This is a genomic window from Actinomycetota bacterium, from assembly GCA_019347675.1.
Taxonomy (GTDB): Bacteria; Actinomycetota; Nitriliruptoria; order Nitriliruptorales; family JAHWKO01; genus JAHWKW01.
Genome location: JAHWKW010000017.1, coordinates 25,661 through 39,444, shown reverse-complemented (window position 1 = coordinate 39,444; position 13,784 = coordinate 25,661). Strand labels below are relative to the sequence as shown.

General features: G+C 72.0%; 13 protein-coding genes. 11 read left to right on the top strand and 2 right to left on the bottom strand.

Annotated features, from left to right (window positions below; translation table 11 throughout):
• Positions 1-239 precede the first annotated feature (239 nt).
• The 8 genes from KY462_12410 (at position 240) to KY462_12375 (ending at position 9,396) form a co-directional block, all read left to right on the top strand.
• The gene (locus KY462_12410; GenBank protein MBW3578520.1) at positions 240-956 is read left to right on the top strand and encodes a DUF3662 and FHA domain-containing protein; all 717 of its coding nucleotides are present in this window, start codon (positions 240-242) and stop codon (positions 954-956) included.
• Between the two features lie 43 nt (positions 957-999).
• A complete protein-coding gene (locus KY462_12405) occupies positions 1,000-1,461 on the top strand; it encodes an FHA domain-containing protein (protein MBW3578519.1) in 462 nt (153 codons plus the stop codon).
• An 82-nt stretch (positions 1,462-1,543) separates the two neighbouring features.
• The gene (locus KY462_12400) at positions 1,544-2,773 is read left to right on the top strand and encodes a Stp1/IreP family PP2C-type Ser/Thr phosphatase (protein MBW3578518.1); all 1,230 of its coding nucleotides are present in this window, start codon (positions 1,544-1,546) and stop codon (positions 2,771-2,773) included.
• Positions 2,770-4,119, top strand: a complete 1,350-nt coding sequence (locus KY462_12395) for an FtsW/RodA/SpoVE family cell cycle protein (GenBank protein MBW3578517.1) — start codon at positions 2,770-2,772, stop codon at positions 4,117-4,119. Before KY462_12400 ends, KY462_12395 begins: the two co-directional genes overlap by 4 nt.
• Complete coding sequence (locus KY462_12390; protein ID MBW3578516.1) at positions 4,116-5,603, top strand: penicillin-binding protein 2; 1,488 nt, start codon at positions 4,116-4,118, stop codon at positions 5,601-5,603. The genes KY462_12395 and KY462_12390 overlap by 4 nt, the downstream gene beginning before the upstream one ends.
• Positions 5,604-5,650: 47 nt before the next feature.
• The gene (gene pknB / locus KY462_12385) at positions 5,651-7,156 is read left to right on the top strand and encodes a Stk1 family PASTA domain-containing Ser/Thr kinase (protein ID MBW3578515.1); all 1,506 of its coding nucleotides are present in this window, start codon (positions 5,651-5,653) and stop codon (positions 7,154-7,156) included.
• A gap of 130 nt (positions 7,157-7,286) precedes the next feature.
• Positions 7,287-9,059, top strand: coding sequence for a Stk1 family PASTA domain-containing Ser/Thr kinase (pknB, locus tag KY462_12380; protein ID MBW3578514.1), 1,773 nt, complete (start codon positions 7,287-7,289; stop codon positions 9,057-9,059).
• Between the two features lies 1 nt (position 9,060).
• Complete coding sequence (locus KY462_12375) at positions 9,061-9,396, top strand: hypothetical protein (protein MBW3578513.1); 336 nt, start codon at positions 9,061-9,063, stop codon at positions 9,394-9,396.
• 21 nt (positions 9,397-9,417) lie between these two features.
• Here KY462_12375 and KY462_12370 read toward each other — a convergent pair whose 3' ends face one another.
• Positions 9,418-9,882: a hypothetical protein gene (locus KY462_12370; protein ID MBW3578512.1), complete on the bottom strand. Its 465-nt coding sequence runs from the start codon at positions 9,880-9,882 to the stop codon at positions 9,418-9,420.
• Positions 9,883-9,942: 60 nt separating this feature from the next.
• On the opposite strand from KY462_12370, the gene KY462_12365 reads away from it, so the two are divergent.
• The 3 genes from KY462_12365 (at position 9,943) to KY462_12355 (ending at position 12,741) form a co-directional block, all read left to right on the top strand.
• Positions 9,943-10,767: a formate/nitrite transporter family protein gene (locus tag KY462_12365; protein MBW3578511.1), complete on the top strand. Its 825-nt coding sequence runs from the start codon at positions 9,943-9,945 to the stop codon at positions 10,765-10,767.
• Between the two features lie 17 nt (positions 10,768-10,784).
• Positions 10,785-11,537 (top strand): NTP transferase domain-containing protein, encoded by a 753-nt coding sequence (locus KY462_12360; GenBank protein ID MBW3578510.1) that lies wholly within the window; start codon positions 10,785-10,787, stop codon positions 11,535-11,537.
• Positions 11,538-11,667: 130 nt separating this feature from the next.
• On the top strand, positions 11,668-12,741 hold the full coding sequence (locus KY462_12355) for an alkaline phosphatase family protein (protein ID MBW3578509.1): 1,074 nt from the start codon (positions 11,668-11,670) through the stop codon (positions 12,739-12,741).
• A 27-nt stretch (positions 12,742-12,768) separates the two neighbouring features.
• Here the strand turns inward: KY462_12355 and KY462_12350 are convergent, their stop codons facing one another.
• Entirely contained in the window at positions 12,769-13,692 is a 924-nt protein-coding gene (locus tag KY462_12350) for a 1-phosphofructokinase family hexose kinase (protein MBW3578508.1), read from the bottom strand.
• Positions 13,693-13,784 lie beyond the last annotated feature (92 nt).

The following is a 13,784-nucleotide window of genomic DNA, read 5'->3' as shown; positions in this document are numbered from 1 at the left end:
CGTGCGTGGCGACGGGGTGACCGACTGGATGGTCGGTCGTCAGCGCGTCGCTGACGCAGCGTCGCCTGCCCGCTACCCGTTCGGACAGGTGGCCGGCTCGCGTCTCGGATAGGGTCGCGCGTTCCATCGAGGGAACAGGGGGCGGGCCCGGAGGGCGACCGGGTCCGCTCTAGCTTGCGGTGCGGGCAGAGGCCGCGGCACGGGTTGGTGGACGTCGCCTTGGCGCAGTGAGGACGCCGATGGGCGTACTGAACGACTTCGAGCGTCGGCTCGAAGATGCCGTCGAGGGCTTCTTCGCCCGCGCGTTCCGCTCCGGGCTGCAACCCATCGAGCTGGCCAAGGCGCTGCGACGCTACGCCGCCGCCAACCGCCACGTCACCGACGATGGGGTCGTGGTCCCCAACGTCTACCGCTTCCGCCTCAACCCCAAGGACATCGAACGACTGTCGACGTTCGGAGAGCGGCTCCGCAAGGAGCTCGGCGAGGTCGTGTTGGGCACGGCCGCGGAGAACGACTGGCTGCTCCGCGGGCCGGCCCTGGTCCGCATCGAACCGGCCGACGACGTCGGCTACGGCACCTACGAGCTGGCCGGACGGGTCGAGGCCGTTGACCCCGATGCCACCGGAGCCGTCACCGACCTCGAGGAACGTCCGCCTCCGCCGGGGCGGCAGGCGTCGCTCCGCGTCGTGCGCGGAGGCGGGCGCGACGCCCAGATCCGGTTGTCCGGCACCCGGATGGTCGCTGGCCGCCGCTCGGACTGCGACATCCACCTGGACGAACCCACGGTGTCCCGCCAGCACGCCGCGTTCGTCAGGCGCGGCAGCGACTGGTGGGTGGTGGACCTGGACTCGACCAACGGAACCCGCGTGAACGGCACGGAGACGAACGAGCGGGCAATCCGCGCCGGTGACCGCATCGAACTCGGCGAGGCCGTCGTTGAACTCGTGGAAGGGTGACCGCGTGCGTACCGTCCCTGCTGCCCCGAGGTGACCACCGACCGTGCCGATCGCACTGCTCACCTTGCTCAAGCTGGTCCTACTGGCGCTGCTGTACCTGTTCCTGGTCCAGGCCATCCGCGCCGTCACCGCCGACCTCTACGGTCCGCGTCGCCGCCCCTCCAGTCCCCGGCCGGCCGTGGCCGGCTCGTCCTCGAAGCGCAGCAACCGCCGCCCACCACGCGAGCTCGTTGTTCACCCCCCGGACGGACGGCCGAGCGTCATCCCGCTTCGTGACGAAGCAGTCACCCTCGGTCGCAGCGAGAGGATGACCGTGACGCTCGACGACGTCTACGTGTCGGACGAGCACGCGATCGTCGCCCCCAACGGCGACGGCTGGGTCGTCCGCGACCTGGGGTCGACCAACGGCACGTACCTCAACGGTGCGAAGGTGTCCCAGGCCACCCCCGTCGCCGCAGGCGACCAGGTGCGGATCGGCAAGACCCGCGTGGAGGTCCGTCGATGACCCCCGCTCCGAACACACGACCGGTCAGACAACGGGGGCCACAGTCGCAACGACGGGCGACCGGCTCGCAAGGGAGCCGGTGATGCGCCTGGAGACGGCAGCCGCCACCCACAAGGGCCGGGTACGCCCCCGCAACGAGGACTCGTACTACGCCGGCGAGAGGGTTTTCGCCGTCGCCGACGGGATGGGCGGACACCTTGCCGGTGACGTCGCCGCAGCGACCGCGCTGCTGCCGATCCAGGGTCTCGACGGCAAGGTCTACTCCGACGCCGCCAGCGCTCAAGCCGCGTTGCTCGACGCGATTCTCGCAGCCAACGCCGCGGTCGTCCGCAAGGCCGCGGACGAGCCCGACCTGCACGGGATGGGAACGACGTTGACCGCGACGATCGTGGAGGGACGGCGACTGCACGTGGGCCACGTCGGCGATTCGCGCGCCTACCTGGTCCGGAACGACGACGTGACTCAGCTGACCCGCGACCACACCTTGGTGGCGCACATGATCGAGGAAGGCCGGATCACCAAGGAGGAGGCCGCCTACCACCCGCAGCGCTCCATCGTCACGCGCGCGATCGGCGTGGACGTCGATCTGGACGTCGACACGCTCACGATCGACCTGGCTGACGGCGATCAGGTCCTGCTGTGCTCCGACGGGCTGACCGGCCCGGTCTCCGACGACCAGATCCTCGCGACGCTGAACGCCGGCCACCGGCCCGAGACGACGGTGCAGCGTCTGATCGACCTGGCCAACGAAGCGGGCGGTCCCGACAACATCACGGTGGTGCTGCTGCGCTACGGCGGGCTCCATTCCGACGACGGAACGGCGAAGGTGATCCGGACCGACACCCACGCCGAACGTCTGGAGGAGGACTGGGCGGACCGGCTGGGCCATCTGGGGACGCTCGGGGGGCAGCTGCCGGGCGCCGTCGGGACCACCGACGAGGCCACCCGATCCGGGCGAGCGCAGCGGGTCGCAGCGGTGATCGGCGCCGTCATCGCGTTGATCGTCGTGGCTGCGCTGGGAGGCTGGTGGTTGCTGTCGCGCTCGTTCTTCGTCGGACTCGAGGCCGAGCGCGTCGCGATCTACCACGGCATCCCGGCCGAGCTGGGTCCCATCGAGATGTCCTGGGTGGCGGAGACGACCGACCTGACCGTCCGAGACGTCCCCCCCTGGTACGTCCGGCAACTGGAGGAGGGCATCCCGGCGGCCGACCTGCTCGACGCCCGCTACATCGTCGACAACGCCCCGAGCCGCGCCACGCCGCAAGGGTCACAACGTCAACCGACGCCGACGCCGACCCCGACCGCGTTGTGAACGGCGGCTCGGGGACCTCCATCGCCGAGCAGGCGCGCAACCAGGAGCGGCAACTTCTCCTCCTGGCGCTGGTCGTGGTGCTCGGCGCGTACGCCTTGATGGGAGTGGCGGCTGCCGGCGACCTGCCGACCGGGACGCTGGCCTACGGCGGGGCCCTCGCCGCCCTGGCCGTGGTGGCTCACCTGGCGGTGCGTCGCCTCACCCCGTTTGCCGACCCGGTGATCCTGCCGGTGGCGTTCTTGTTGAACGGCCTCGGCCTGGTGCTGGTGCGGCGCGTCGACTTCGCGCAGGACACGGAGCTCGCCGTTGCCCAGACGACGTGGACCGTGGTGGGGATCGGTCTGTTCGCGCTCACGCTGCTGGCGGTGACCGACCACCGCCAGCTGGCCCGCTACCGGTACACCGCGGGGCTCGCCGCGCTGGTCCTTCTGCTGCTGCCGATGACCCCGGAGATCGGGCGGGAGATCAACGGCGCCCGGTTGTGGGTCGACCTCGGCCCGGTGACGTTCCAGCCGGGTGAACTGGCCAAGATCGCGATGGTGGTGTTCCTCGCCGGGTACCTGGAGGACAAGCGCGCGCTGCTGTCCGTGGCCACCACCCGCATCGGTCCGGTGCTGCTGCCGCCCGTGCGCCACCTCGCTCCGGTCCTGGTGGCCGCCCTGGGGGGGGTGGCGATCCTCGTGGCGCAACGGGACCTCGGCAGCAGCCTGCTGTTCTTCGGGGTGTTCGTCGCGATGCTGTACATCGCGACGGGGCGTCTGGCCTACCCGTCGGTGGGGATCGCCACGTTCGCGGCCGCCGGCGCCATGGCCTACGCCACGTTCGGTCACGTGCGGCAGCGCTTCACGATCTGGCTCGACCCGTGGGCGCCCGAACGGATCAACGATGAGGCCTACCAGCTGGTGCAGTCTCTGTTCGCGCTCGGCACCGGGGGAGTGACCGGCACGGGACTGGGTCTGGGCCAGCCCGACATCCCCGCCGCGGCGACCGACGCGATCTTCGCGGTGCTCGGCGAGGAGCTGGGGCTGTTGGGCACCACCGCGGCGCTGGTGTGCTTCGTCCTGCTGGTCGCTCGCGGCTACAAGGCGGCGCTGACCGCCACCGACGAGGTCGGCACGCTGCTGGCCGCGGGCCTGTCGACGATCTTGGCGCTGCAGGTGTTCGTCATCGTGGGTGGGATCACGCGGCTGGTGCCGCTGACCGGCATCACGCTGCCATTCGTCTCGTACGGGGGCTCGAGCCTGATCGCCAACTACCTGTTGATCGCGCTGCTGCTGCGGGTCAGTGACTCGGCCCGCCGCACGGCGCGCATCGGACGCGCCGCCGCCCGCCGGAGCCCGTCGTGACCCGCCAGGTGCGTCGCGTCGCCACCGTCATGCTCGTGCTGTTCGGTGCGTTGTTCGTCAACCTCAACGTCATCCAGCTGATCCGCGCCGACGAGTTCGTCAACCACCCCGCCAACCACCGACTGCTCCTCCAGGAGTACAAGATCCAGCGCGGGCCGATCGTGGTCGGCGACGAGCGGATCGCGTTCAGCGTCGAGACAGACCACCAGCTGAAGTACCTGCGCCGGTACGACCCGGCGAGGCTGTACGCGCACCTGGTCGGGTACTACTCGGTCATCTTCGGGCGTGCGGGGCTGGAAGCGGCCCTCAACGAGATGCTGACCGGGACCCCCACCGACCTGTTGGCACAGAACCTGGCGCAGCTGCTCGGCGCTCAGGACCCGGCGGGCAACGTGGTGCGCTTGACCGTCGACCCCGCGGCGCAGAAGGCGGCACACGACGCACTGGGCGACCGACCCGGCGCGATCGTGGCACTCGATCCGATCTCCGGTGCGGTCCTGGCGCACGTCTCCAACCCGACCTACGACCCAAACCTGCTGTCCAGCCACGACCCGGAGCAGATCCGCACCTACTGGCAGCAGCTGGAGAACCATCCTGACAAGCCGCTCGCCAACCGGGCGACCCAGCGCCGCTACCAGCCGGGTTCGACCATGAAGCTGGTCGTGGCCGCAGCCGCGCTCGAACACGGCTTCAGCGTCGACACCGCGTTCGAGGACGTCCCCAGTTACAGCCCGCCGGGGACGACCCACGCGATCCGCAACTACGGCGGCGGGACGTGCCGTGGCGGGGGGACGCTCACGCTCGCCGAGGCGCTGGTCGTGTCGTGCAACACCGTCTTCGCCCGGCTGGGGGTCGAGCTGGGCGCTGACGCGCTGGTCGAACAGGCGGAGAAGTTCGGCTTCAACCGTCGTCCTCCCTACGAGCTGCCGGTCGTCGAGAGCGTGATCCCCGACGACCTCGACCCGCCGCAGGCCGCCCAGGCGGCGCTCGGCGCCTTCGACGTGCAGGCCACCGCCCTGCAGACGGCGATGGTCGTGCAGGCCATCGCCAACCGGGGGGTCCTGATGCGCCCGCACGTCGTCGCCGAGGTCCTCGACCGCAGCGGCCGACGCGTCCGCGGTGCCGACAGCGGCCCGTGGATCGACGGGGCGTTCACGGCGCAGGCCATGACCGAGAACAACGCTGCCAAGCTCGGCGACCTGATGGTGCGCGCCGTCCGCGACGGCACCGGTCGTCGCGCCCAGATCGATGGGGCGACGGTGGGGGGCAAGACCGGGACGGCCGACCCCGGCCAGCGCATCACCCCGCACGTGTGGTTCGCGGGCTTCGCGGCGACCCCGGACCCGGGTGGCGGGGCGCCGGTGCCACGGGTGGCGGTCGGGGTGGTGCTGCCCAACGCCGGGGAGGGCGCGACCGGTGGCGGGTTGGCGGCTCCCATGGCACGGGCGGTGATGGCCGCTGCGCTGCAGCGAACCGGCGGGTGACCCCTCCGTCACCGCGGCCGGGGCCTCCCCCGGCCTGGATGGGCCAGGTGCTGGGCGGCCGGTACCGCCTGGAGCGACCGATCGGGCGCGGCGGCATGGCCCATGTCTTCGCCGCCCACGATCAACGCCTCGACCGTGAGGTGGCGGTGAAGGTCCTGCGGCCGCTGTTCGCGGACGACGAGCAGTCCCTGGTCCGCTTCGAACGTGAAGCGCGCGCAGCCGCCGCGTTGAACCATCCCAACGTCGTCGCGGTGCACGACTACGGCGAGGACGACGGGCGGCCCTACCTGGTGTTGGAGCTGGTGGAGGGCCGATCCCTCGACGCGCTGATCGACGGTGGACTGGCAACCGACCGTGCGCTCGAGATCTGCACCGACGTGTGCGTCGCGTTGGGTGCTGCCCACGACGCCGGTCTGGTCCACCGCGACATCAAGCCCGCCAACATCCTCGTCGCCGACGACGGCGCCGTGAAGGTCGCCGACTTCGGCATCGCGCATGCCGTGGGCGGGGACACCTTGGCGATGACGTCCGTGCTGGGCACCGCTGCGTACCTCTCACCGGAGCAGGCCCAGGGCGCCCCGGTCGACGCCCGCTCCGACGTCTACTCGCTGGGGACGGTTCTGTACGAGATGCTCACCGGCAGCCCACCGTTCACGGGGGACTCCCCGATTCAGGTCGCGCTCCGGCACGTGTCGGACACCCCCGTGCCGCCACGTGACCGGACCGACCGCATCGAGCCGCAGCTCGAGGCGGTCGTCCTGACCTCCCTCGCCAAGGACCCCGCCGACCGCTACCCGTCGGCGGAGGCCATGCGCGACGACCTTCTGGCGGTGCGCCACGGCGAACCCGTCGTGGCCGACCACGCCGCCGCGCGCGCCGCGGCAGCCGGGGCTGCTGGTGACGCTGCCGCGCGGATGCTCGACCGCGTGGGCGACACCGCCCCGCGCGAACCGGTTGCTGCCCCCGCCGACGGTGACGGCGACGAGCGGCGCCGGGCGTCGCTGGCCTGGGTGGCGACGGCGCTGATGGTGGCTGCGGCAACCATCGCGGCGCTGCTGATCACGACCGGAGAGGACCCGAGCGTCGAGGTGGTGCGGGTCCCTGACGTCGTCGGCGCCCCGCTGGAGGTCGCGTTGGCACGTCTGGACGCCAACGGTCTGTCCGGTCGGCGGGCCGGTGACGAACCCCACAGCGACATCCCCGCCGGACACGTCGTCGCAGCCCAGCCTGGCGCGGGAGACCAGGTGGCGCCGGCCACGGTGGTGCAGCTGACGATCTCGTCGGGACCGCCCGGGCCGGCCACCACCGCCCCCGCCCGACCGCCGGACACGACCGCACCAGCTGACGTCACGGACCAACCGGGGCAGCAACCGGGCCAGCCGCCGGACCCAGACACGCAGGAACCGGTCGCGGAGCCGGACCAGCCTCCGCAACAGGAGCCCGGCGGACCACCGGCGAACGCGCCGGTGCGGCCGCCAGGTCAGGGAGGCGAACCACCCGGCCATGGAGGCGACCCGCCAGGCCAGGCGGACAAGCCGCCAGGCCAGACGTAGGCGCACGCGGGCGGGCGTTCCAGGCTCACGTCGCGCGACCGCCCGGCGGGTCCAGGGCGCCCGGAGCAGCCACCGCAGCAGCGCGTGCTGATACGGTTGCGCCGCCATCCGACGTGGAACGAGCCGGATCGTGAGTTCGCAGACCCGTGGTGGCTCCGCCGTGCCCGGTGCGGGACTCCTGCTCGGTGGCCGCTACCGCTTGGATCGACCCATCGGCCGGGGCGGCATGGCCCAGGTGTGGGCGGCGCGCGACGAGGTCCTCGACCGCCCCGTCGCCGTCAAGCTGCTGTCGGCACGTTTCCACGACGACCCGGACTTCCAGCAGCGCTTCCGCCGTGAAGCCCAGCAGGCCGCAGCGCTCAACCACCCGAACATCGTGGCGGTGTACGACACCGGCGAGCACGACGGTCTGCCGTTCATCGTGATGGAGCTCGTCCAGGGCCGCTCGCTGCAACAGATCATGGCGCACGGCGGGCTCACCGAGGAGCGGGCACTGGAGGTGTGCGCCGAGGTCTGTTCGGCGCTGGCGTACGCCCACAGCCGGGGGATCATCCACCGTGACATCAAGCCCGGGAACATCCTGATCGACGACAACGGCGACGTGAAGGTCACGGACCTGGGGATCGCGCGGGCGATCGACGCCGAGACCGTCACCCAGACCGCCGCGGTGCTCGGCACGGCCGCGTACCTCTCGCCGGAGCAGGCACAGGGCGCCCGCCTGGACGCCAGCTCGGACATCTACTCCCTGGGCATCGTCCTGTACGAGATGCTCAGCGGCCGCCCCCCCTTCCAGGGAGACAGCGCGGTGGGCGTGGCCTACCAGCACGTCCAGGAGCAGCCCCGCCCGCCCCGCGAGCGGAACCCGGACGTCTCCCCGGCGGCGGAGGCGATCGCCATGAAGGCGGTGGCCAAGAACCCGGCGAACCGCTACGCCAGCGCGCAGGCCATGCGCGACGACCTCGTGCGGGCCCACGCCGGCGAGTCGGTCGAGGCTCCCGCCGTGCTCCTGCCCGACGACACCGCGGTGATCGACTCGGAACTCGCCCCGCGCAGACCCCCGCCGACCGCCACACAGCAGCGCCGTCGGCGCACGCTCGGTTACCTGGCGCTGGGGATCTTCACGGTCCTGGCGTTCGCCGGAGGGTTGTGGCTGCTGGCCTCGCTGCTCAGCGGCGACGCCACGCTGACACGGACCGTGCCCAGGGTCATCGGCGAGCCGATCGCGATTGCCTACGGGACCTTGGAGGCGTACGGGCTGACGCCGCGAACCGCAGCGGACGGCGTCTACCACGACACGATCCCGGACGGGCACGTGGTCGATCAGGACCCTGCCCCCGGCGACGAGGTGGAGGACGGCGCGGTCGTCGTGCTGACCGTGTCGCGAGGCGTGCAGCCGGTGACCGTGCCGAACGTGGCCGGCTCGGCCGAGGAGGACGCCATCGCCACCATCCGGGAGGCTGGCCTGTCGGTCGGTGACCGGGTCAAGGAGTTCTCCGACGAGGTGCCCAGCGGCCGGGTGATCGGCACCGACCCCCCCGGCGGGGAGCGGGTACCAAAGAACTCCACCGTGACGCTGATCGTCAGCGCCGGTCAGGAGACCGAGATCGTGCCCAACGTGGTCAGGCAGACCGAGTCGGAGGCCCGTTTCCAGCTCGAGGAGCGCGAGTTCAAGCCGCTCGTGGTCCGCGAGTTCGACCCGGCCGTGGACCGCGGCCGCGTGATCCGCCAGAACCCCGACGGTAACCAGCCCGCACGCAAGGGTTCGGAGGTCACGATCGTGGTCAGTGAGGGACCCCAGGAGCCACCGACCCCGTCACCGTCTCCATCACCGACGCCGACGCCGAGCCCCTCGCCATCACCGACCGAGGCCGTGCAACTGCCGGTCGACCCCGGCGGAGCGTGACGTGATGCGCTGGATCGTCGCTGTGGTCGCGGCCGCGTCGGTGGCGTGCGGCGGGTCCAACACCTCGTCCCAGGCGTTCTGTGACGCCTGGGACGTGTACACCCAGCAGGCTCAGCAGGGCCGCGGCGATGCTGATCCCAGCGGCGACCACCCCCACGAAGACGGCACGCAGGCCGGCGAGCACGACCACGACGTGCAGGTGGTGCTCCTGGCCAACGCCCCGGCGGAGCTCCGCGACGAGGTCGGCCTCGTCGTCGCCGACCAGCACCGACCGCACGCCGACGCCGAGCCGGCACGGCAACGGATCGCCGACTACACCAGCCGCAACTGCCGCTGACCTGACGTCGTGGCGGTGGCGTCAGGTCGCCGATGCGCGCAGCGGCGCCAGGCCGGGGTCGGTTGGCTGCACGACGTGCAGCCCACGCGCCCGCCACATCCGCACGACGGCGGGGCGGTCGTCGACGACGAACGCGACGTCGAACCGGTCGCGGATGTGGCGCTCGTACAGTTCGGCCTTGGCCACGTGGTCGGGGCGGAAGTCGCCGCCGCGGCGCATCAGCAGCTGGTCGTAGGGGACGTCGTGCTCGGCGAGCCACCGCTCGCAGACCTGGCGGTAGTCGTCGGGACGGCCGGTCACGATCAGCTTCTCGGCGTCGCCGTGGTCAGCGCGGAGCAGCTCCACCACCCACGGGACCGGCGCGTCCTCACCCATGCCGGCGAAGAACCGTTGCCAGTCCCGCGGACGGCCACGGACGTGGTGCACGCGCCAGGCCACGGACGCCAGCGTCCTGTCGAGGTCGACGATCACCGCACGCTGTGCCATCGCGGCCAGGCTAAGTCACGACCGGGGGCCACTACCGTGGGAGCGGACGTGGGGGAGGCGATGGCGGAGCAGCAGACGGTCGAGTCCGAGTCGCGGGATGAGGAGACCGTCCACACCACCTTCGAGCAGTCGGTCGCCGAGGGCGTCGAGCGGCTGCACCGATCCTGGGCGTCGCTGCTGTCCACCGGCGCGGTCGGCGGGATCGACCTGGGCTTCGGGGTGCTGGCGCTGCTGATCGTGCGTGAGGCGACCGGCAGCCGGCTCCTCGGTGCCCTGGCCTTCAGCATCGGGTTCATCGCGCTGATCCTCGCCCGCAGCGAGCTGTTCACCGAGAACTTCCTCGTCCCGATCACGGCGGTGGTGGCACACAACGCGCGCTGGATGGCGGTCGGGCGGCTGTGGGCCGGGACGGCCGTCACCAACCTGCTGGGCGGCTGGGTGATGATGGGGCTGGTCATCTGGGCCGTCCCACGCCTGCACAAGGCCGCGGTGGTGATCGAGACCGGTGAGCACTACCCCGACCTGGGCATCGGCGCCACGACGTTGGCCAGCGCCATCCTCGCCGGCGCAACGATGACGCTGATGACCTGGATGGAACGGGGCACCCGGTCCATGCTCGGCAAGCTCACCGCTGGGATCGTGACCGCGTTCCTGCTGGCCGGCACGCCGATGCTGCACTCGATCGTGACATCACTGGAGATGTTCGCTGCGTTGCACGTCGGCGCACCGTTCGGCTACCTGGACTGGCTGGGCGTCTTCGCCTGGTCGGTGTTGGGCAACCTGATCGGAGGGGTCGGGCTGGTCACGACCCTGCGTCTGGTCCAGGTCGGCCGTCGGAAGGTCGACGAGGAACGTGCCCGTCCCTCGCAGCAGGCTGCCGCTTGACCTCCGACCTGGTCGGGGTGGTGCTGGCCGCGGGTGCGGGGACGCGCCTGCGACCGCTCACGCACGTCCGCCCGAAGGCGCTCTGCCCGGTCAACAACGTCCCGCTGGTCGACCGGGCCCTCGGCCGGCTGCAGCCGGTCGTCGAGCGGGTCGCCGTGAACGTCTGCCACGGCCGTGACCAGCTCCAACCGCACCTCTCCGCCCGCGGCGTGCACGTCTCGGTCGAGGCCCCACAGGCGCTGGGGACCGCTGGTGCGCTCGGACGGCTGCGCGCCTGGATCGACGGGCGACACGTGCTCGTGCTCAACGTCGACGTCTACCACGCCCACGACCTCGACGGCTTCGTGGCCGGTTGGGACCGCACGCGGGCGCGGCTGTTGACCGTCCGCGATCTCCAGCGGGCCGACTTCGACGGGCGGCGCTACTGCGGGGCGGCTGTCTTGCCGTGGACGGTGGTCCGTGACCTCCCCGCCGAGCGGCTCGGGTTGTACCAGGGCGTGTTCGCGCCGCACGCCGAGGCCGGCCGCCTCGACCTCGTCGACAGCACTGTGCCGTACTTCGACTGCGGCACCCCCGCCGAGTATCTCGCCGCCAACCTGGTCGCCTCCGGAGGCGAGAGCGTGATCGGGAAGGGCGCCGTCGTCGAAGGAGATGTGGTGCGGTCGGTCGTGTGGCCGGGTGCGCGGGTGCGTCGCGAAGAGCGGCTGGTCGACGCCATCCGGGCAGCCGACGACATCACCGTCCACGTCCACCGACCCGAACAGCCGTGAACGACTGTTACGTTCAGTCTGTACCGGATCGTGTGGAGGTCGCGTGCCCGTGACAGCCACGCTGCCGGCGCCACGGTACGGGCAGGCGTCCCTGGCCGACCTCGGCTGTGCGCTGCTCCACGCCGTCGGGATGACCGCCGAGCCCAACGTGATCGGCTTGCCGTCGGCGACGCGGGTGTGCCTGCTGGTGGTGGATGCGCTCGGCTGGGAAGCCCTGGCCGCCCACGCTGACCTGGCCCCGTTCCTCCACCGCGCCGCCCGCCCCGACGCCCTCGACGCGGCTTTCCCCACCACCACCGCCGCCAGCCTGGGAGCGATCGGCACCGGCCGTCCTGCCGGCGTGCACGGCCTGACCGGGGCGACCGTGGCACTGCCGGACCGCACCCGTCCCATGAACGTCCTGGCGTGGAAGCTGCACGGCGTGGGACCACGGGTGCACTTGGACGCGACCGTCGTCCCCGAGGTGTTCCAGCCGATACCGACCGTGTTCGAGCGGGCCGCCGCCGCTGGGTTACGTCCCGTGGCGGTCGGACCGTCCAAGCACGCCGGATCGGGATTGTCGCGGGCGATCATACGCGGCGCCATGCAGATCGAGGCCGACACGCCCGCCGACCTGGTGACGCTGACGCTCGGGGCGCTGGCGGCCGCCGAACGTCGGCTGGTGTACGCCTACCACGGTGGCCTCGACCGCGTCGGGCACATCCACGGCGTGAACAGCCCACATTGGCGCCGCGAGCTGGCGCGGATCGACGCCCTCGTCGCACGGCTCGCGCACGAGCTGCCCGACGCCACGCTCCTGGTGGTCACCGGCGACCACGGGATGGTCGATGTCCCCCGGGCCCGGCAGGTCGAGGTGAGCGACCACCCGGAGTTGATGGAGGGCGTGCGGGTGCTGGCTGGGGAGCCGCGATGCCGGCACGTCCACGCGGAGCCCGGCGCGGCCAGCAGCGTCCTGGCCGCGTGGGGATCCCAGCTTGGGGCCGTCGCCGCGGTGGTGTCGCGGGAGGAGGCCATGGAGGCTGACTGGTACGGCCCGCACGTCCCCGATCGGGTCCGGGGGCGGATCGGGGATGTGCTGGCGGTCGCCACCGACGCGATCGCGATCGTGCAGAAGCACGTCGATCCCCAGCAGCGTGAGCTGGTCGGCCACCACGGGGCGCTCACTGACACCGAGCGGCTCGTCCCGCTGGCCGTGGTGGCCTGAAACCGACCCGGTCCACCCTCGCGGTGGCTACTGGGGCTGTTCGCGTTCGTACAGCCGCTCGGTGTCCTCGCGGCGGCAGAGCTGGGTGCCGGGGGTCATCACCGCCGCCGCGCCCGCCGCCAACCCGAATCGCGCCGCCTCGATCAGATCGCAGCCGCGTGCCAGGGCGGTCACGATCCCGCCGACCATGCTGTCGCCGGCACCGACCCGGCTGCGGATCGGCACGGTCGGGGCCCGCAGGGCATGGCCCTTGCCTCCCCGCACGGCCAGGTACGCCCCGCCGGCACCGAGCGACAGCAGCACCGCGTCCGCGGCTCCGGAGTCGACGAGGTCCTCGGCGGCGTTCTCCAGGTCGGCTTCCTCCCGCAGGTCGCCACACAGGTCGCGGAGCTCGCTGGCGTTGGGTTTGAGCAGGTACGCCCCGGCGTTGGCGACCGCACGCAGGGCCGGCCCCGACGTGTCGACCACGACCCGGCAGTCATCGGGCGCCTCGCGAACCATGCGGGCGTACAGGTCATCGGGGACATCGGGCGGGAGGCTGCCGCTGGCGACGAGGTAGCCGGCCCCGAGCGAGGTGGCCGCGGCGAGGCAGCGGCGCCATTCGTCTTCGGCGAGGCTGCCGCCGGGCATCACGAAGCGGTACTGGGACTCGGTGTCCGACTCGGACACGTGCAGGTTGGTCCGGGTGGGTTCGCGGACGGTGACCGGGCGGCTGTCGACGCCCTCGTCCTCGAGGAGTTCGTGCAAGTGGCGGCCCGGAGGGCCGCCAGCCGGGTAGACCGCGACGGCGCTCCCGCCGAGCCGCGCCACCACCCGGGCGACGTTGATCCCGCCGCCGCCCGGTTCGACCTCGGGCCGCGTGCAGCGCAGCTTCTCGTCGGGGACGACCCGGTCGACCTGCGTGGCGCTGTCCAACGCCGGGTTCAGCGTGAGCGTGGCGATGCTCGTCATGGCCGTGGCCTCTCGCGAGTCGGGCGACGCCGGGCGCTGCGGGACCGTCCTCTGCCTCGACATGCGCCCTCCGTTAGCATGCCCGGTCCGCG